Below are 18,237 nucleotides of genomic sequence, written 5' to 3'. Positions count from 1 at the left end.
CCCTCCTCAGCGCGAGGCGGCCCGGTGGTACATCCGGATCGACAGCGGCACGAAGATCGCCAACATGACGGCGGTCCACAGGATCGTGTAGGTCACCGGGTGCTGCAAGGCCCACACGTCGGGTACCCCCGCGCCCGGCACGACGTTGCCGAACCGCTCGCGCGCGGCCTGGGTCACCGCCGAGACCGGATTCCATTCGGCGAACGCCCGCAACGGCGCGGGGAAGGACTCCAAGGGCACGAAGGTGTTGGCGCAGAACGTCAGCGGGAAGATCACGATGAACGAGGCGTTGTTCACCACCTCGGGCGTGCGCACCAAGAGCCCGACCACCGCCATCACCCACGACATCGCGTAGGCGAACAAGAGCAGCACCCCGAGGCCGATCAGGGCATCCAGCACCGAGGTCCGGATCCGCCAGCCCACGACCAGCCCGGTCAACCCCATCACCACGATCGCGATCAGGTTGTTGGCGACGTCTGCGACGGTTCGCCCGACCAGCACCGCGGATCCGCTCATCGGCAACGACCGGAACCGGTCGATGACGCCCTTCTGCAGGTCCTCGGCCAGGCTGGCACCGGTGATCGTCGCGCCGAACACGACCGTCTGGGCGAAGATCCCGGCGATCAGGAACTCGCGATAGAGCCGGGGGTCGACCCCACCGGTTCCGCCGAGATCGACGGCGCCGCCGAAGATGTAGGCGAAGAGCAACACGAACATGATCGGCGACAGGGTGGCGAACACCAGCAGATCCGGTACCCGCTTGATCTTGATCAGGTTGCGCTTGGCGATGACGGCGCCGTCCCCGAGTGCTTGCACCAGCGTGCTCATCGCACCGGCTCCTTCTCTCGCTCGATCAGGGGATCGTCCTCCGCCGCGTGGCCGGTGAGCGTCAGGAAGACGTCGTCCAGCGTGGGCCGGCGCACCCCGACGTCCAGGACGGTGATCCCCTCCTCGTCCAGGTCGCGCAGCGCCTCGACCAGCAGCCCTGCAGCGGGCCGTTCGCCGGCCACCCGAACACTGACCCGCCGGATGTGTTCGGCGATGAAGGGCTCCGCCGCGCCCACTGCCTTCAGGACCCGCGAGGCATCGGCCAGGCGGCCGGCATCGGCCACCACCACCTCGATCACCTCACCGCCGACCTGGGCCTTGAGCTCGTCGGACGTACCTCGGGCGATGATGCGACCGTGATCGATCACGATGATCGAGTCGGCGAGCCGGTCGGCCTCTTCGAGGTATTGCGTGGTCAGCACCAGCGTTGCCCCACCGCTGACCAGGTCGGCCAGCACCGACCACATCTCGTTGCGCGAGCGCGGGTCCAGCCCGGTCGTGGGCTCGTCGAGGAACAGCACCTGGGGTCGGGCCACCAGCGCAGCGGCCAGGTCGAGTCGGCGCCGCATTCCGCCGGAGTAGGTCTTGACCGCCCGGTCGGCGGCGTCCTCGAGCCGGAAGTCGGCGAGCAGCTCACGTGCCCTCTCACGGGCAGGGCCACGACCCAGGTGATACAGCCGGCCCACCATGTCGAGGTTCTCGAAGCCTGTCAGGTACTCGTCGACGGCGGCGTACTGGCCCGACAGCCCGATCACCTCGCGCACCCGCTTCGGGGCCGCGAGGACGTCGATCCCGGCCACCTCGGCTCGGCCGGCGTCGGGCCGAAGCAGGGTGGTCAGGACGCGGACGAGCGTGGTCTTACCGGCACCGTTCGGCCCGAGCACGCCGAGCACGGTGCCGGCCGGCACCTGTAGGTCCAGCCCGTCGAGGGCACGGATGCTGCCGTAGGTCTTGACGAGCCCTTCGGCTCGGACGGCGATGGAGGATGGCGTGGGCAGTGCAGTGGACATGAAACGACCCTAGAACGCGCCACCGACAGGTGCCTGCGCAGCGCGGTTCAGGACGACGAGGCGGCGGCGGACGACGACCCGAACGCCGCCTTCACCTCGAGGTAGCGCTGCAGGAATCGGCGCTCGTCGTGGCCCTTGCGTCGCATCCATCCCGTCACTTCGTGGTTGCACTTGCTGGTGTTGCAGGACCGGCAGGCCGGAACGATGTTGTCGAGGGTGTACCGGCCACCGCGCGACAACGGCGTCACGCAATCACGTTGCAGGGCCTCGTCCGTTGCCCCGCAGTAGGCGCAACCGCCCCAGGCCCCCTGCAGTGCGCCCCACTGCTCCGCGGTGAGGTCGTGCTCGACCCGCTCCATCCGGCGCTGTCGTCGCCGGGCGGCGCGGGCGCGACGGCCGCCCTTGACTGCCATCGCGTCAGGATAGGCGCGGGCCGGGTCCCGAGGGCTGCTCCACGTCGGCGGGTCGACAGTCCTCGACACCTACGGGCACCCTGAACCCATGACGACCTTCGCCGTTCCGGTGCTCCGCGTCGATGACGCCGCAGCCGCCGCGCAGTGGTACCAACGCCTCGGGTTCGTCGAGGAGTGGCGCCACCAGTTCGAGCCCGGCATGCCGCTGTACATCGGCCTGGCCCACGGCGAGACGGCGCGGCTGCACCTGTCCGAGCACCGGGGCGACGCCCGACCCGACACCCTGGTCTACCTCTACGTCCCGGACGTCGATGCCGTGGCCGAGGCCTGTGGTGGCGTCACCGTCGAGGATCTGCCCTGGTGCCGTGAGTTCGCGCTGGCCGACCCCTGGGGCAATCGTCTCCGGGTCGGCACGCCCGTCGGCCAGGGATCCGCCGGGTAGATCACGCTCTCGTCACCGCTGGGGCGCGTCCGTCACCGCGGACCGCCGCAGCACCCGAGGCACCCCAGGCCTGCAACCACCGGACGACGACGGCCGACCCGACAAGCTGTTCTCCCGTGGGACAACGGCTGACCGAGCCATTCCACTAACCTGGTCGTGAGTGCCGCATCAAGAGTCATCCGCACAGACACGGAGTTCGACAGGATGCCACGCAAGCTCGTGATGGTCTCCGGACTCTTCCTCATCGGCATCGGCGCCGCCGTACTCCTCGCCGAGGGACCAGGCGCCGACATCGTGGGTTCATTGTTCACGGTGGTGGGAACGGTTGTCGCTTATCTCCAGCTCTTCATACCCCTTCCCCTCGCCTCGCAGCGGAACATCCCCTCGTCGCATTCCACGCCGGCGGAACCGTACTCCCCCTCGGCAGCCCCGGGTCCGCCCACGATGTCGCCCCCTCCCTCCGAGCCGGTCTACCCGAGCATGCGACATGGTGTCCTGCTCTGTGCCGGTGGGGCCGCGGGCATCCTGGGCCACCTCGGGTCGCTGCAAGCCATCACGGACGCCGCGACATTCCAATCGGTCATGACCTGCTTCATGGTGGCCGGGGCGTGCAAGGTCTTCGGCCTGCGCGGCGTGTACGCCATGACGTACGAGCGAGGCCGCATGATGGCCGCCGCAGCGACGGCATCCCTCGCGGCGGCTTCGGCGCTCAGTTTCTTCAGCGCATTCGCATCGTTCGTGGCCGTTGACCACCGCGTCGCCGTACCTCGAGAGATCGTGTCGCTCAATGTGATCGATCAGGCGGCATTCAGCCTCGGCAGCCTTCTCCTTGCGCTGGTGATTGCACGCACCCCCGACGCCTTTGATCGGTGGACCATCTGGGTTTCCTTGGCCTTTGCCCTCAGCTCGGCGCTCGTGGTGTGGAACGCCGGGTTTCTCGTGCTGGTTCTCCTGCGACTCACCGGTATCGCCCACTCCGCGGCGGTGATCCACATCGGCTGGCGCGTTACCCAAGCGGCGCGCGTGTGACCAGCGAGCTCGGATGGCCGGCGTGGAACGCGAACCCCGCGCGCGCTCTGACTCAGATCGGCAGCACGCCGTCCGCGAAGGGATCGTCCTCGGCCAGGCCGATCAGGCTCGGGAACGGCGCAACGGTCACCATCGACGGCAGGTTCGCCAGCGTGAACACCCGCCCGTCGGTGTCACGAACCACCGGCCCGAGGGTGTCGTTCACCCGCGCCCAGCCGATGCCGCCGAGCACGGCCAGCAACGGGACGCCGCCCAGGCGCAGCGACTCCTCCTTCAACCGTTGGAACCGCAGGGCCTTGTCGCGTGCGGTACCACCATCGTTGGCACCCTTGCACTCGAGCATCGCCCGCAGCGTGCCGCTCGCGTCGTAGACCACGAAGTCGGGCGCCGGGGTCACGCGTACCTCGAACCGCGCCTGGATGTCGCCCTGGTTGTGGCTGCCGGTGCGCAGGTGCGGGATCCCGTGCTCGCGGAACAGCGCCTCGACGGCGTCCTCGATCAGGTTGCCGCGCAAGGTCGAGGTCGCATCGAGCACCTGCCGGAACGCGCCGCCGTAGTGACGTTGGTGCAGGAACACCGGGTACGGGACGCCATCGCGCGCCAAGGTGGCCACGCCGGCCCAGCCGTCGGCGGTGTCGGGCTTGTCCTGCTTGCTGCGCAGGTCCCCCGGCGGGTCACCGAACAAGGACCCCGCCATCACCCGCGCGATCGTCTCGGCCGCCACCTGCGCTTGTTCACCGGTCACCGCCGTGCCGCTGCGCTCCATCGAATCGACCTTGCTGGAGGACAACCCGCGCAGGCCCATGGCCTGGCCGGCCAACGTCGTCGAGTGCGCGAACTCGTCCCGTGTCAGGCCGAGGACGGTGCGAAACACCAACAAGGTGAGGGAGTTCCGCTGGATGGCGCGCCTCAGGTCGGCCACCTCGACCCGGGTGAAGTCCGCCGTCAGGTCGGCCGCCGCCGCATAGGCCGCCTCGAACACCGGCAAGCTGTAGAACGGGCTCGCATGCACATAGGCGAAGTCGGGAGCCAGGTGCGGTACGTAGGCCTCGCGCGCCACCCGGGCGTAGATCTCGGAGTGCTCGCCGATGCCGTGGTGCTGGGGCACCAACCGGATCTGGGCCACGCGCTGATCCCAGGTGCGCGCCGCCGCGATCCGGGCGACGGTCTCGTCGATGGCGACCATTCCCACCCCGCCTACCCGACCAGCGATCCCGGGATGTCCTCGGCCAGGTCTTTCTCGATGCGCCGCCGCGCCTCGGCCACGAAGTCCTCGTGGATCTCGAAGCCCGCCGCGCGCCGTCCGAGCCGGCGCCCCACCACGATCGTCGTGCCACTGCCGGCGAACGGGTCGAGCACCAGACCCCCCGGCGGACACATGCACCGCACGAAGAACTCCGCGAGCCCCTCGGGCATGGCCGCCGTGTGCGCCACGCCGCGGTGCTGGTTGTAGGTCTGCGGCACATTGATCACATTGCCCGGGTCGGCACCGCCCAACAGGTAGGTCTTGGTGCGGTCGCGGCCGAACCCGGCGTCGGTGTTCTTGCGGCCGTTGGTGTCACGCGCCCGCCGGGCGATCTCGGCGGCGTCGGCCTTGTAGGGCACCCGCACCGCGTCCAGGTCGAAGTGCGGTTTCGCCCCCCGCGCGAAGTGATAGACGTACTCGAAACTGTCCTTGGTGCGCGGCCCGAACTTGCCCGGGACGGCGTTCGGTTTGGCCCAGATGTACGTCTCGACCCAGCGCCAGCCCAGGTGCTGCAGAGCCAGCACCAACTCGTACACGTACGGATGTCGCTGCCCCTTGAGCGGCCCTCGATTGGCGACCCGGTTCTTGATGTTGATCACCAGGCTGCCGGACTCGGTGGTTGCCTCGTACATCGCCCGGGCGAACGGCATGAACCACTCGACGTAGCGATCGGGGTGAATCCGGCTGTAGGCCCGCTGGTCGGCGTACGGCGGACTGGTGAAGAACAGGTCGACCGACCCCTTCGGCAACCGCGGCAGCAGGTCGAGCGCGTCGCTGTGCTGCACGCCGTCCCGCAGCAACCGCTCGACCAGGAGGTCACCGGAGGGGCGCTTCGCGTGGCCCGAGGACGCCTGGCTGGTCACACCGCCACCCTAGGACGGGGGTCCGACAACCGGGCGCCAGACCCCGGGAGAACCGCCGATTTCCGTCGCGATCCCCACACGACAGCTCCGCAGGGATGGCCCTGCCCCCCGCCCGGCCCGGATCTTGATCACCCGATCCATACCATCGGCCCAGCGTCCACCCAGCAGATTCCCAGCCTGCCGACCGATGGTGAGGAGGACGACGCCACCCAGGAGAACCTCGATGCGCAAGATCCTCGCCGCCCTCGCCGGAACCCTCGGCGGGCTGGTGCTGCTGTTCAGCTACCCCACGAGCACGAATTCCACCGCCTCGGCGGCCGGCACCGCGAACACCTCCGATTCCGGCGCCTCGGCCGCAGCCCAGACCTACACCGGCGATGCCGTGGACACTCGCTGGGGCGTCGTCCAGGTGGCGATCACGGTCGAGAACGGAAGGATCACCGCATCGGACGCGGTGCAGTACCCGCAGGAGAACCACCGGGACGTCGAGATCAACGACCGTGCCCTGCCGATCTTGAAGCAGGAGGTGATCGATGCTCAGGGCGCCGACATCGATGCCGTCTCGGGCGCCACCGTCACCAGCGACGGCTACGTGCAGTCGCTGCAGTCGGCTCTCGACGCGGCCCACCTGTGATCGGCAGCCGCAACCGCTTCAACAACAACGCATTCACCGCCACGATCAGCGAGGAGCCCGACATCGACAGCGCGGCGATCTCGGGACGCAACGTCAGCCCGAAGGCCGGCTCGAACACCCCGGCCGCGATCGGCAGGGCGATGGCGTTGTAGCCGATCGCCCACCCCAGGTTTTGACGCATCCTTGCCACGGTGCCCCGCCCGACGCGCAGGGCCGTCGCGACATCCGCCGGGTCCGACCGCATCAGCACCACGTCGGCAGTCTCGATGGCCACATCGGTGCCCGCACCGATCGCGATGCCGAGATCGGCTCGCGCCAGGGCCGGGGCATCGTTCACGCCGTCACCCACCATGGCCACGCGCCTGCCCTGCGCCTGCAGCGACATGATCCGGTCGGCCTTTCCGTCGGGCAGCACGCCGGCGATGACGTCGTCGATCCCCAGCTGATCGGCGATCCGTCGCGCGGTGGCCTCGTTGTCACCGGTCAGCATCACCACCTGCGCCCCCAGACCGTGCAACTCACGGACGGCGTCGGCGGCGCTCTCACGGACGGCATCGGCGAACCCGATCACCGCCACCGCCGCGTCGTCGACCCCGACCAGGACGGCGGTCCGCCCGGACGCCGCGAGCTCGCCTCGCGCCGAACGCACCTCGTCCGCGATGGTCATGCCCTCGGCCTCGAGCAACCCGACCGAACCGATCACCACCCGTCGACCGTCCACACGCCCGGCGGCTCCGCGCCCGGGGGCGGACGCAAAAGCACTGGCCCGCAACGATCCGCGAGACGCTCCGTCCCGCTCGCGCTCGACGTGGCGTACCACGGCCGCGGCCAGTGGGTGCTCCGACTCGCGCTCGACCGCCGCTGCCAGGTCGAGCGCCCGCTCGGGCGACAACCCACTCACCCCGCCGAACACCTGCACGTCGGTCACCTCGGGCTCGCCACGAGTCAGGGTTCCGGTCTTGTCCAGCACGACCGTGTCGATGTGGGCCGAGGTCTCGAGGGCGGTGGCGTTCTTGAACAGCACTCCTCGTTGCGCCGCGAGGCCGGTGCCCACCATCACGGCCATGGGAGTGGCCAGCCCGAGCGCGTCGGGGCAGGTGATCACCACCACGGTGATCGCGAACAGCAACGCCTCGGCCGCGGTGCGCCCGACCGCCAGCCACACCGCGAAGGTCGCCGTGCCGGCCGTCAACGCCACCAGCACCAGCCAGAAGGCGGCCCGGTCGGCCAGCCGCTGGCCGGGCGCGGTGGAGTTCTGTGCCTCCTGCACCAGGGCGACGATCCGGGCCAGGGCGGTATCCGCGCCGACCTTCGTGGCCCGCACCCGCAACGATCCGGTGGTGTTCACGGAGGCCCCGATCACCGACGAACCGACCTGCTTGCCGACCGGCAACGACTCGCCGGTGACCATCGACTCGTCGACCTCACTCACGCCATCCTCGACCAGGCCGTCCACCGGCACCGTGGCGCCGGGCCGCACCAGCAGCAGATCGCCCACCGCGATCTGGGCCGTCTCGATCTCGACCTCACCTCCCTCGCGCAACGCCACGGCGCGCGTCGGGGTCAGTTCGAGCAGCGTGCGCACGGCATCGTTCGCCCCACCGCGGGCTCGCATCTCGAACCAGTGACCCAGCAGCACGAACGCGGTCAGCACCGAGGCCGCCTCGTAGAACACCTCACCACCGCCGGTCAGCGTGATCCCCAGGCTGTAGAGCCACCCCGCAGCGATGGCCACGGCGACCAGCACCATCATGTCCAGCGTCCGAGCCCGCAGCGCCCGCCAGGCCCCGGCGAAGAAGATCCACCCCGAGTACCCGACCACGGGCAGGCTCAGCACCAGGGCGAACACGTCATCGCGCAGGCCGAACGGCGCCGCCACCTCGAAGCCGAGCACCTCGCGTCCGATGGGCGACCACAACAGGATCGGCACCGACAGGACGGCAGCGACCAGGAACCGGCGCCGCATGTCGGCGGCCATGTCGGACATCGACATCCCACCGTGCCCGGCTCCATGCCCGGCTCCATGCCCGGCTCCATGCCCGGCTCCATGCCCGGCTCCATGCCCGGCTCCATGCGTGGCTTCGTGCGTGGCTTGAACCATGACGGCCTCCTGATGGACGGTTCCGGGCGGATGCCTGCCATCGCCCAGGTCCGGACATCGAGGAAAATACCCCCCCGGGGTATTCTCGCCAGTCGACCGTGCCCCTTCGGCGTGCGGGGCTCGCCTGGTCACCAACCTCTGAGGCTCAGGACCTCGGAGTCACCCTCGGGGACACCCCGACCTGGACTCGACATGCCTCGGAGCACCGGCTGTGCTCGGCGGAGCCCCAGGTCGCCGCGATCGCCGAGACCGTGACCAGATCCGGATCGGGCTCCAGCAGCGTGGTGGACCCGCCGATGCTGTGCCGCGGCCGCGCTGACCGGTTGATCGCTGAGAAACCGGAGCGGCTGACGAGCGCCGTGGCCGACCCGAACGGCCGGCGGACAGCCTGCGCGGCGCAGGTTCGGCTCACAGCTCGGGCACGCACGGCCCCTGACCCAGCCGGGCCAGCCCGGTGCGGTCCCCCGGACCCAGCTCGGTGATCACGAGGTTGGCCTGCGGGTACATGATCTCGGCGGGGACGTCGACGTGGTCGAGCCCGACCAGGTGCCCGAGTTCGTGCTCGATCACCGCCCGAGCCAGATCGGTGCCCTCCGGCCGGCTCACCAACTGCGCGAACGCCGCGGCGTCCAGTTGAATCTGCCCCGTGACGAAGACCCAGGGTCCATCGGCCGGGGCGACCGGCTGGCTGTTCGTCAGCCCCACGGCGTCCTGCCCGAACTCGGGCGTCTCGGCCGCCGTCCGCCAGGAGATCAACACCGGCGCCCAGCGATCGCCGTAGCGCTCGGGCTGGAACCTCGGCCGGTGCCAGTCCGGCGTCTCGTCGGTGGCGCCGTCGGCCACGAACTGCAGCCCGGTGGCGGCCGAGATCTTCTGGACGGCGCCCGCCAGCAGCGCCTCACCCCCCGCGGGCACCCCGGCCCGGTGCACGACATAGTGCACCGGCCGGCACGGGTCCCAGGTGACCGGCGTGGTGCCGTCGTCCTGGTACTGGATGAACCGGAAGGTGTCCTTCGGGAAGGCGATCACCGGCGCAGCCCCCAGCGGGTGGGACGCCGCCTCGTGACCTGGGGTCGGGATGCCCGCCTCGGCGCGCACCCAGCGGGCGGCGGCCGAGGGCAGCGTGACGACACCGGCGGCGAAGCCGGTCGCCACAGCCAGTGCCCACCACCGCGTTCGCGCTCGGAGGAACCCGCCGCCGGTGCCCTTCACGATCGGTCCCGTCGGCAGCGCAGGCGCTGACGTGAGCCGAACCAGACGCCGAGGCGCCCAGCTCGTCCCCCGTGATCATCACCCTCCTGACGCCGGCATCGGGTCGCGGGACACGATGATGACGTGCAGCAGGCGCGGGCCGTGGACCCCCTCCACTCGACTCAGCTCGATGTCGGAGGTCGCCGACGGGCCGGAGATCCAGGTGAGGGGACCGGACGACACCGCACCGGCGAGCCGGGCGACCGCGGCAGGAACGTCGTCCACGAGCTGAGCGGCCTCCACCACACACACATGCAGGTCCGGTACCAGGTGTAACGCACGGCGGCCGCAGCTGGGCCGGCCGTCCAGCACGACCGTTCCCGTCTCGGCGATCCCCACGGCCACGCCGGTGACGACGGCGTCCAGGCGCTGCACCGCCCCGATCTCGAGCGGCGCCTCGGTGGAATCTCGATGAACCATGAGACCCGCCGGCAACCAGGCGGGATCGAGTCCTGACGGTACCCCGACCTCCACCGCCGAGCGCGCCGCCAGCGCCCGCCCAACGGCCTCCGAGAGCTCCTGCGCGACCACGAGCTCGACCTCGGCCCGGTAGTCGGCAACACGCTCCATGAACCGTGCGGTCAATCCCGCGTCGCCGCCGGGAATCGGTCTCGTGGTCAGATAGTCGCGAGGGATCTGCCCAGACCCCGGCGCCTCGACCATGTCCGCATGAGCTTGCCGGATCCTTTGCAGCACAACGTCTTTCGCGTTCACTGTGCGCTCCCTTCACGCGTGCGCGCCCACCATTGCCTGAAGGACTCTCGCGGTGGCACCGGCACATCGCGGCCGCGTGACCAGGCCATCGGCCAACCGGGAACGGCGATCGGTCCGATGGATCCCTTGCGGCCGACGGCACGCGAGGCGAGCGACAGGCCGCGCTCGGCCAGGGCCAACCGCCAGGGCTTGCCGAACACCCAACCGATGCCTGCCATCGCCGCCCCCTGGACCCGCGAGGACGCACCGGCGGCCACCACCTGACCCCGGAGGTGAACCAGCACGTCGGGTATGTCGATGCGCACCGGACACACCTCGAAGCACCGGCCGCACAGCGAGGACGCGAACGGTAGGGACTTCTCCACCGGCCCGGCGTCCACGCCGTTGAGCAGGGGGTTGAGAATCGCGCCGATCGGTCCCGGATACACCGAGCCGTAGGCCTTCCCGCCGACGCGTTCATAGACCGGGCAGGAGTTCAGGCACGCCGAACACCGAATGCAGCGCAGGGCCTGCCGGCCGTGCGGATCGGCAAGCGCCCGGGTTCGACCGTTGTCGAGCAGCACCACATGGACGTTCTGCGGACCGTCCCCGGCATGGGCGCCGGTCCACATGGTGGTGTAGGGGTTCATCCTCTCGGCCGTCGACGAGCGCGGCAGCAGCTGCATGAACACCTCGAGATCCCGCCAGGTGGGGAGGATCTTCTCGATGCCGACCACGCTGATCAGGGTCTCCGGCAGGGTCAGGCACATCCGACCGTTGCCCTCCGACTCCACCACCACCAAGGTGCCGGTGTCGGCAATCATGAAGTTGGCGCCCGACACAGCCACCTTGGCCGACATGAAACGCTGCCGCAGATAGCTGCGGGCCGCCCCCGCCAGCTCGGCCGGATCATCGCTGAGCTCGGCCTTCACCCCGGGCATGTGGTCCAGGAAGATCTCCCGGATCTCGCCGCGGCTGCGGTGGATCGCCGGCACGAGGATGTGGCTGGGCAGATCGTCGGACAGCTGCACGATCAGTTCGGCCAGATCCGTTTCCAGAGCGGTGATCCCGGCCTCGGCGAGCGCCTCGTTCAACGCGATCTCGACGGTGACCATGGACTTCACCTTCACCACCTCGGTCTCACCCGTGGCTTTGATCAGGTCGGTGACGATCCGGTTCGCCTGCGCCGCGTCCGCGGCCCAGTGCACGTGTCCACCAGCGGCGGTGAACGCCGCCTCGAACTGCTCGAGGTAGCTGTCCAGGTGCCGGGCCACCTCGTCCTTGATTCCCGCTCCGGCAAGCCGGAGTTCCTGCCAGTCCTCGAGTTCGGCCACCACCCGGGCACGCTTGTCCCGGATCGTGGTGGTGGCGTGACTCAGGTTCCGCCGCAACTGGGAATCGACGATTGCCTCCCGTGCCCCCTGCTGGAAGGACGGCATGTTCACGAATGCACGGCTCATGGCCGGCCTCCTTCGGTCGCGGCCAGCACCTCGGCCAGATGCATCACCCTCACGCCGCTCCGTTGCCGGGACAGCATCCCTCCGATGTTCATCAGGCACGACCTGTCAGCGGCCACCAAGACCTCGGCCCCGGTCTCGCGGACGTGCCGGGCCTTGTCCGCTGCCATCGCCAGCGAGACATCGGCGTTCTTCACCGAGAAGGTGCCACCGAAGCCACAGCATTCCTCGGAGTTCGGCAGGTCGAGCAAGGTCAACCCTCGGACGGCGCGCAGCAACCGGTAGGGCCGTTGGCCCACCTCCAGACTGCGCACCGAGTGGCAGGTGGAGTGGTACGTGACCCGATGCGGGAAGTAGGCACCGACGTCCTCGACCTGCGCCACGTCGATCAGGAACTCGCTCAGGTCGAACATCCGTGCGCTCAGGTCGGCCACCCGTTGTGCGAGCGCCGTATCGCCGCTCTCGGCCGCCAGCGCCGGGTAGTAGTGGCGCACCGTCGCCACGCAGGACGACGACGGTGCCACCACGTGGTCGTAGCCATCGAACGCATCGAGGAACGAGCGCATCAGCGCGATCCCCTGCCGGCGGTACCCGGTGTTCACGTGCATCTGGCCGCAGCAGGTCTGCGCTGCCGGAAACACGACCGTGCTGCCGACCCGTTCGAGCACCTCGACCGTGGCCTGACCCGATTGCGGGAACAGAGCATCATTCAGACAGGTCACAAAGAGCGCGACGTTCATGGCTGGCCTCCCTTCGGGAACAGGTGCTCGATCAACCCAACATCCAGGACAGCACCGGCGTGGACTGCAGGTACACCAGCACGCACATGGCCAACAGCAGGCCCAGGCTCCACAGCACGACCTTGCGGAAGATGTCCGATTCGCGCCCGGCCAGCCCGACAGACGTTGCGGCGATCGTCAGGTTCTGCGGGCTGATCATCTTGCCGAGAACCCCGCCCGAGGTATTGGCCGAGACGAGCAGCGTGGGGTCGATTCCCGTCTTGGTCCCGACCGTCTGCTGCAGGGTGGCGAACAGGGCGTTGGCGGAGGTGTCCGAACCGGTGACCGCCGTCCCCAGCCAGCCCAGAATCGGGGAGAAGAAGGCGAAGGCGGCGCCCGCAGCGGCGATCCAGGTGCCGATGGTGATCGTCTGCCCGGAGAAGTTCATGACATAGGCGAGGGCGAGCACGCTGGACACGGTGAGCAGCGCGAACTTCATCCGGTTGAGCACGGCCGCGTACTCACCGATCGCATCCCGAGCGGCGACCCGGTAGATCACCGCGGTGATGACCCCGCAGATCAACAGCAGGGTGCCCGGGGAGGACAGCCACGGGAACGTGTAGATGGTCGCGGTGGACGGCTTGCCCGATGCACTGAGGATGTTGCCATCGAGGCCGGGCCACTTGATCTTGACATCGCGACCGACCAGGAAGGTCTTCACCGGCGTCCAGAGCTTGGCCATCGCGAACACGGCGATCACGATCAGATAGGGCAGGAATGCCATCAGGATCTTGTCCGGCGACGGGTGCGTGTGGGTGTCGGACGTCGCTGGGCGAGCCTTGGTCGTCGTCCCCGCCGCGCCACCGGCGCCACCGGAGCCACCGGAGGCCGACAACTCCGAGTGCTCCCGCTCGCTCTCGATCCGCAACGTCTCGGCCGCCGCCTCGCCCCCGCGCGGCTGCCACACCCGCAGGAACAGGACCGCCGCAGCCAGGCCGGCCAGAGAGGCGATCACGTCGGTGAGCTCGACGGAGATGAAGTTGGCTGCCGCGAACTGGGCGACGGCGAACACGGCGCCGGTGAACAGGGCGATCGGCCACACCTGACGCAGCCCGCGCCGACCGTCGACCAGGCCGACCAGCAGCAGTGGCACGAACAGTGCGAGCACGGGGGTCTGCCGGCCGACGACACCACCGATGTCCTCGACCGGGATCTTGGTGAGGTTGGCGGCCGTGATGATCGGGGTGGCGATGGCCCCGTAGGCCACCGGCGCAGTGTTCGCCAGCAGCACCACGGCGGCAGCACGCATCGGCGAGAAGCCCAGGGCCATCAACATCACGCCGGTGATCGCCACCGGAGCGCCGAAGCCGGCCAGCGCCTCGAGCAGGCCGCCGAAGCAGAAGGCGATGATGATCGCCTGCACCCGCGGGTCGTCGGAGACGAGCCGGAAGGCGCCACGGAGGTCCTCGAACCTCCCGCTGACCACGGTCACCTGGTAGAGCCAGACCGCGTTGAGCACGATCCACATGATCGGGAACAGGCCGAAGACCGCTCCCTGGCTGGCCGAGAGCAGGGCCAGCTGCATCGGCATGTGGAAGGCGAGGACGCTGACCCCCATCGCCACCAGAAGCGAGGCCAGCCCCGCCAGGTGGGCCTTCACGCGGAACACGCCGAGCAGCAGGAAGATCGTGAGCAGGGGCAACAGTGCGACCAGCGCGGACAGCAACAGGCTGTCCCCGACCGGCGCGGGCTCTTGGTGGAACATCACTGGTCCTCCGTTGTTTGGTCCGACCTTTAATTGGCCCACCGTAGAGAGTGTACGGATTCGGCGAAATCAGGCTTTGGTCCTGCCAAAGTGCATGGCAATGCTCAGACCAAGTGGCACGGCCGGCGGGGGGCCGTGAGAATGGCCGGGTGACCGACTCCGTCTGGCGAACCATCCCTCGGGCGCCCACGTACGAACTGGTACTGGACCGCATCGAGGAGCAGATCCTCACCGGTCAGCTTCGGGTGGGCGATCGGCTTCCTGCCGAACGCGAGCTCGCCGCCATGTTGGGGGTCAGCCGCTCCGCTGTCCGTGAGGCCATTCGTGCACTTCAGGCCCAGGGCGTGCTGCGCTCGCTGGTGGGCAACGGGCCAGAGTCGGGAACGACCGTCGCCGACTCCTCGGGGGTGGCGCTGGCCAGGTTGCTCCGCCTGCACGTGGCCTTGAGCAGCTTCCCTGTGCACGAGATGGTCGAGACCCGGGTGATGTTGGAGCGCTGGAGCGTCCGGCTCGCGGCGACCCACGCCTCCCCCGACGACCTGGGGCAGCTGCGAGAGCTCTTGGCCGCCATGGACGACCCTCAGGTAGCCCGTGGCGCCTTCAACGAACTGGACACCGCGTTCCATGTGGCCGTAGCGGAGTCCGGTGGCAACCGGCTGGTGGCAGACCTGACCAGCGCCATCCGGGAGTCCTTGCGGTACTCACTGCTCGCGGCCTTCGAGGAGTCCGTCGATTGGGACGAGACGGCCGCTGGTCTGCGGCGCGAGCATCACGAGCTGTACCGACTGATCGCAGCGCACGAGGGGAACGGCGCCGCTGACATGGTCGAACAGCACATTCGCGGCTTCTTCGGTCGGATGCGGGCACTGCTTCCGCCACGCGCCGCATCCCCGGAACCGGGTGGACCGGGAACCGCCGCGGGCTGACCGTGCGCCGGCCCGCGGCGTCGGCAGCCGCGAACGTCAGCTCGCCGAGAGCCCCAGATCGAAGCTGACATCGCTGGACGACGCCACATCCTGATGCACCTCGACCGCGATCACGTTGACCCCGGTCACCAGGACGCTGGGCGGGACGCTGTAGCTGAACACCTGACTCTCGGCTGTGCCGGAGGCATTGGCCGATGCCTTGGTGGTCGAGGTCAGGGCGCCCGCAGGCAGGTTCGACCGGGCCACCTCGACCCCGTTCACGTAGACGGCGGCGCCGTCATCGCGTACCAGCGACAGCGTCGCCGCGGTGATCGCCTGCGGATCGGTGACCGTGAACGTCGACCGGAAGTAGTAGGTCATCGACCCGCTTGCCAGCACCGTCTTCTCACCACCGTCACCGAAGCCCAGCTCCGCCTCCCCGGAGGCCCACGAGGCGTCGTCGAAACCATGTGCCGCCCAGGCCGTTCCGCCCGCCCCGGTGGTCCCGGCGCGGTACTTCCAGGTGGCGCCACGTGGCACCAAGGTGCCCACCGGCATGGGAAGCGTGACGGTCAGCGGGTCCGAGGCGGTCGAGGCGTTGCCCGCGGCGTCCAGCGCCTGCACCGTATAGACGTGGGTGGCGCCCGCGGTGCGACCGGCGTCGGTCCAGGTGGTTCCGGTGACCGTGGCCGCCGACGCACCATCGCGCAGCACCCGGTAGCCGGTGACCGCGCGGTCGTCGGTCGCCGCGTCCCAGGCCAACGCCACGCTGGTCGAGGTGACGGCCGTGGTGTGCAGGGCCGCAGGCGTGCTGGGGGCCACCAGGTCCGGCGCCGGGGCCACCGCGCCCTCGAGGGCCAGGTCGAAGCTGACGTCGCTGGAGGACGAGGCGTTGTGCACCTCCACCGCGATCACGTTGGCGCCGGCGACCAGTGCCGAGGTGGGCAGGGCCTGGGTGTAGACCTGGCTCTCGGCGGTGCCGCTGACGGCGCCGGCGGGCAGCGTGGTGGCGCTGATCGTGCCGGTGGGCATGTTCGAACGCCAGACCTCGGTGCCGTTGAGGTAGACCACGGCGCCGTCGTCGCGCACCAGCGAGGCGGTCAGTGCGCTGAATTGACCGGGCGAGGTGATCGTGAAGCCGGCGCGGAAGTAGCGGGTGGTGCCCGTCGTCCCGATCACGGTCTGCTCATCGCCGTCGCCGAAGCCCAGTTGAGCCGGCCCTGAGGACCAGGCCGCATCATCGAAACTCGATGCCCGCCAAGCGGTTCCCTGGTTCGAGCCGTTGGACAGGTAGCGCCAGGTCGAGCCCAGGGGCACCAGCACCTGGGTGAGCGGCTTGGTGGTCACGGTCACCGCTGAGCTGGGTGTCGAGACGTTGTTCGCAGCATCCAGGGCGACCACGGTGTACCGGTAGGTCGTCGCCGGGGTGAGCCCGACCTCGCTCCAGCTGGTCGCTGCCGTGGTGGCCACCACGACGCCGTCCCGCAACACCCGGTACCCGGCCAGCACCTCGTCGTCCGTGGCGGCGGACCAGGCGAGATCGATCTGCGTGTCACCGACCAGAGTGGTCTTCAGACCGGTCGGCGCCGTGGGTGGGGTGGTGTCGGGCAGCACCGGGAACTCGGCGTACCGCTGCTCGTTGGTGGCGTCGAGCAGCTCGAAGCCACCGCCGACCCGCAGGACGTCGTCCGAGGGCAGCAGATCGAAGACCCCGAGCCCGTTGAGCAGCTGCGGCGCGAACGGCATCAGCGCCCCAGTGCTGGCCCGCAGGGCCACCACCCCGGCCCGGGGCTGACCCGCGAAGCTGAGATCGAAGTGACCACCGCCGTAGACCACGCCACGGCTCAGCGTGATGCCTTGGACATCGCCGTCGCCGGACTGCTGCCAACGGATCGCCCCCGTGGCGCGCGCGTAGGCGACGACCCGGCCGCCCGGGCCCGCAACGCCGGCGTAGACCGTCGTGTCGTCCTGCGCCAGGTCCCAGACGAAGCACGGCAGCAGCAGATCATTGCAGGCCGCGGGCGGCGTCCAGGAGGTTGCTGCCCCGGTGAGGGTGACCGATCCCAGGAAGGCGCGAGGGCTGCCCGAGAGCGTGGCGAACTCCCCGCCGACGGCGAGTGTCGTGCCGCCCGGCGAGGCGAGGATCGAGCGTACCGCGCCGTCGGCCGAGCCGGTGAAGGTGGTGCTGAGGGCGCCCGTGCCCGCGTCCACGGCCGCCAGGCGTTGGCGCGGCTTGCCGCCCAAGGTGGTGAAGTAGCCGCCGACGTACAGGGTGGGGCCGGAGAGCTCGAGCGCCGTCACGGTCGCGGCCGCATTGGCGGTGAACCCGGTGACGACCGCGCCCGTCGGCACGGTGACCGCGGCCAGGCGGGACTTGGCCACGCCGCCGATGGAGGTGAAGGCGCCGCCGACGTACACCGTGCTGCCGTCGGCCGAGCCCTCGAGCGCCCGGACCTCACCGTTGCTGTTCGGGTTCCACGGCAACAGTTCGCCCGTGGTGGCGTCGACGGCCGCCAGGCGGTTGCGCGCCACCGTGGTCCCGTCGACCGGGCTCCACAGCGCGGTGAAGCTGCCACCCAGGACGACCACGTTGCCCACGCGGGCCATCGCGTAGACGCGCCCCGAGGTCGGATTCCACGCCGGCCGCGGTGCCGGGTTGTACGCCGCCTGGGCGAGCGAGGCGGTCAACGGCACGCCGAGCCCCCCCAGCGTGGTCGCAACGAGCAGCAGCACCACCCACCGGGTCATCCGGTTACGCCACATCGTCACCCTCCGCGCTCATGAAGGCAGCACCGCACCAGCTGCTCCCATCCAGCGCTCACGCTAGGTAGCCGGAGCACCCCTTTGATCGGACGGCGCGGCACCTCACCCGCCTGCCCCA

16 protein-coding genes are annotated in these 18,237 nt (G+C 69.7%); 4 read left to right on the top strand and 12 right to left on the bottom strand.

Annotated features, from left to right (window positions below; all coding sequences use genetic code 11):
* Positions 1 to 6: 6 nt before the first annotated feature.
* Genes IPK24_04335 through IPK24_04325 form a run of 3 tightly spaced genes read right to left on the bottom strand, consistent with a single transcriptional unit; the run spans position 7 to position 2,251 of the window.
* Positions 7 to 828 (bottom strand): ABC transporter permease, encoded by an 822-nt coding sequence (locus IPK24_04335; GenBank protein MBK8074799.1) that lies wholly within the window; start codon positions 826 to 828, stop codon positions 7 to 9.
* Complete coding sequence (locus IPK24_04330) at positions 825 to 1,838, bottom strand: ATP-binding cassette domain-containing protein (protein ID MBK8074798.1); 1,014 nt, start codon at positions 1,836 to 1,838, stop codon at positions 825 to 827. Before IPK24_04330 ends, IPK24_04335 begins: the two co-directional genes overlap by 4 nt.
* Positions 1,839 to 1,885: 47 nt before the next feature.
* Entirely contained in the window at positions 1,886 to 2,251 is a 366-nt protein-coding gene (locus IPK24_04325; GenBank protein ID MBK8074797.1) for an HNH endonuclease, read from the bottom strand.
* Positions 2,252 to 2,339: 88 nt separating this feature from the next.
* Here IPK24_04325 and IPK24_04320 point away from each other — a divergent pair, with 88 nt between their 5' ends.
* Both IPK24_04320 and IPK24_04315 read left to right on the top strand, forming a co-directional pair.
* Complete coding sequence (locus IPK24_04320; GenBank protein ID MBK8074796.1) at positions 2,340 to 2,693, top strand: VOC family protein; 354 nt, start codon at positions 2,340 to 2,342, stop codon at positions 2,691 to 2,693.
* Positions 2,694 to 2,897: 204 nt separating this feature from the next.
* Positions 2,898 to 3,722: a hypothetical protein gene (locus IPK24_04315; protein ID MBK8074795.1), complete on the top strand. Its 825-nt coding sequence runs from the start codon at positions 2,898 to 2,900 to the stop codon at positions 3,720 to 3,722.
* A gap of 52 nt (positions 3,723 to 3,774) precedes the next feature.
* Here the strand turns inward: IPK24_04315 and IPK24_04310 are convergent, their stop codons facing one another.
* Together IPK24_04310 and IPK24_04305 are read right to left on the bottom strand one after the other, a co-directional pair.
* Positions 3,775 to 4,908 (bottom strand): hypothetical protein, encoded by a 1,134-nt coding sequence (locus tag IPK24_04310; GenBank protein ID MBK8074794.1) that lies wholly within the window; start codon positions 4,906 to 4,908, stop codon positions 3,775 to 3,777.
* A gap of 11 nt (positions 4,909 to 4,919) precedes the next feature.
* Positions 4,920 to 5,831: a site-specific DNA-methyltransferase gene (locus IPK24_04305; GenBank protein ID MBK8074793.1), complete on the bottom strand. Its 912-nt coding sequence runs from the start codon at positions 5,829 to 5,831 to the stop codon at positions 4,920 to 4,922.
* A gap of 223 nt (positions 5,832 to 6,054) precedes the next feature.
* Here IPK24_04305 and IPK24_04300 point away from each other — a divergent pair, with 223 nt between their 5' ends.
* On the top strand, positions 6,055 to 6,465 hold the full coding sequence (locus IPK24_04300) for an FMN-binding protein (protein MBK8074792.1): 411 nt from the start codon (positions 6,055 to 6,057) through the stop codon (positions 6,463 to 6,465).
* Here the strand turns inward: IPK24_04300 and IPK24_04295 are convergent.
* The 6 genes from IPK24_04295 to IPK24_04270 form a co-directional block, all read right to left on the bottom strand.
* Entirely contained in the window at positions 6,407 to 8,566 is a 2,160-nt protein-coding gene (locus IPK24_04295) for a copper-translocating P-type ATPase (protein MBK8074791.1), read from the bottom strand. The two genes, IPK24_04300 and IPK24_04295, sit on opposite strands and share 59 nt — an antisense overlap.
* Positions 8,567 to 8,974: 408 nt before the next feature.
* A complete protein-coding gene (locus IPK24_04290; protein ID MBK8074790.1) occupies positions 8,975 to 9,778 on the bottom strand; it encodes a matrixin family metalloprotease in 804 nt (267 codons plus the stop codon).
* A 78-nt stretch (positions 9,779 to 9,856) separates the two neighbouring features.
* On the bottom strand, positions 9,857 to 10,531 hold the full coding sequence (locus tag IPK24_04285; GenBank protein MBK8074789.1) for an LUD domain-containing protein: 675 nt from the start codon (positions 10,529 to 10,531) through the stop codon (positions 9,857 to 9,859).
* On the bottom strand, positions 10,528 to 11,970 hold the full coding sequence (locus IPK24_04280) for a lactate utilization protein (GenBank protein MBK8074788.1): 1,443 nt from the start codon (positions 11,968 to 11,970) through the stop codon (positions 10,528 to 10,530). The genes IPK24_04285 and IPK24_04280 overlap by 4 nt, the downstream gene beginning before the upstream one ends.
* Positions 11,967 to 12,707, bottom strand: coding sequence for a (Fe-S)-binding protein (locus tag IPK24_04275; GenBank protein ID MBK8074787.1), 741 nt, complete (start codon positions 12,705 to 12,707; stop codon positions 11,967 to 11,969). The genes IPK24_04280 and IPK24_04275 overlap by 4 nt, the downstream gene beginning before the upstream one ends.
* A gap of 31 nt (positions 12,708 to 12,738) precedes the next feature.
* A complete protein-coding gene (locus IPK24_04270; protein MBK8074786.1) occupies positions 12,739 to 14,451 on the bottom strand; it encodes an L-lactate permease in 1,713 nt (570 codons plus the stop codon).
* A gap of 149 nt (positions 14,452 to 14,600) precedes the next feature.
* Between IPK24_04270 and IPK24_04265 the strand changes: the two genes are divergently transcribed.
* Positions 14,601 to 15,377, top strand: a complete 777-nt coding sequence (locus IPK24_04265; protein ID MBK8074785.1) for a FadR family transcriptional regulator — start codon at positions 14,601 to 14,603, stop codon at positions 15,375 to 15,377.
* A 36-nt stretch (positions 15,378 to 15,413) separates the two neighbouring features.
* On the opposite strand, the gene IPK24_04260 is transcribed toward IPK24_04265, so the two are convergent.
* Positions 15,414 to 18,104, bottom strand: coding sequence for a hypothetical protein (locus tag IPK24_04260; protein ID MBK8074784.1), 2,691 nt, complete (start codon positions 18,102 to 18,104; stop codon positions 15,414 to 15,416).
* Between the last annotated feature and the right edge of the window lie 133 nt (positions 18,105 to 18,237).

The sequence above is a fragment of the Kineosporiaceae bacterium genome (genome assembly GCA_016713225.1).
In the GTDB taxonomy this organism is placed as follows: domain Bacteria; phylum Actinomycetota; class Actinomycetes; order Actinomycetales; family Kineosporiaceae; genus JADJPO01.
Note: the sequence above shows the minus strand (reverse complement) of the source record. Positions and strands in the feature narration are given on the sequence as shown.

Coding starts and splice junctions, on each gene's coding strand:
- IPK24_04335 (MBK8074799.1), bottom strand. CDS start 828: ATGAGCACGCTGGTGCAAGCACTCGGGGACGGCGCCGTCATCGCCAAG.
- IPK24_04330 (MBK8074798.1), bottom strand. CDS start 1,838: ATGTCCACTGCACTGCCCACGCCATCCTCCATCGCCGTCCGAGCCGAA.
- IPK24_04325 (MBK8074797.1), bottom strand. CDS start 2,251: ATGGCAGTCAAGGGCGGCCGTCGCGCCCGCGCCGCCCGGCGACGACAG.
- IPK24_04320 (MBK8074796.1), top strand. CDS start 2,340: ATGACGACCTTCGCCGTTCCGGTGCTCCGCGTCGATGACGCCGCAGCC.
- IPK24_04315 (MBK8074795.1), top strand. CDS start 2,898: ATGCCACGCAAGCTCGTGATGGTCTCCGGACTCTTCCTCATCGGCATC.
- IPK24_04310 (MBK8074794.1), bottom strand. CDS start 4,908: ATGGTCGCCATCGACGAGACCGTCGCCCGGATCGCGGCGGCGCGCACC.
- IPK24_04300 (MBK8074792.1), top strand. CDS start 6,055: ATGCGCAAGATCCTCGCCGCCCTCGCCGGAACCCTCGGCGGGCTGGTG.
- IPK24_04295 (MBK8074791.1), bottom strand. CDS start 8,566: ATGGTTCAAGCCACGCACGAAGCCACGCATGGAGCCGGGCATGGAGCC.
- IPK24_04280 (MBK8074788.1), bottom strand. CDS start 11,970: ATGAGCCGTGCATTCGTGAACATGCCGTCCTTCCAGCAGGGGGCACGG.
- IPK24_04275 (MBK8074787.1), bottom strand. CDS start 12,707: ATGAACGTCGCGCTCTTTGTGACCTGTCTGAATGATGCTCTGTTCCCG.
- IPK24_04270 (MBK8074786.1), bottom strand. CDS start 14,451: ATGTTCCACCAAGAGCCCGCGCCGGTCGGGGACAGCCTGTTGCTGTCC.
- IPK24_04260 (MBK8074784.1), bottom strand. CDS start 18,104: ATGACCCGGTGGGTGGTGCTGCTGCTCGTTGCGACCACGCTGGGGGGG.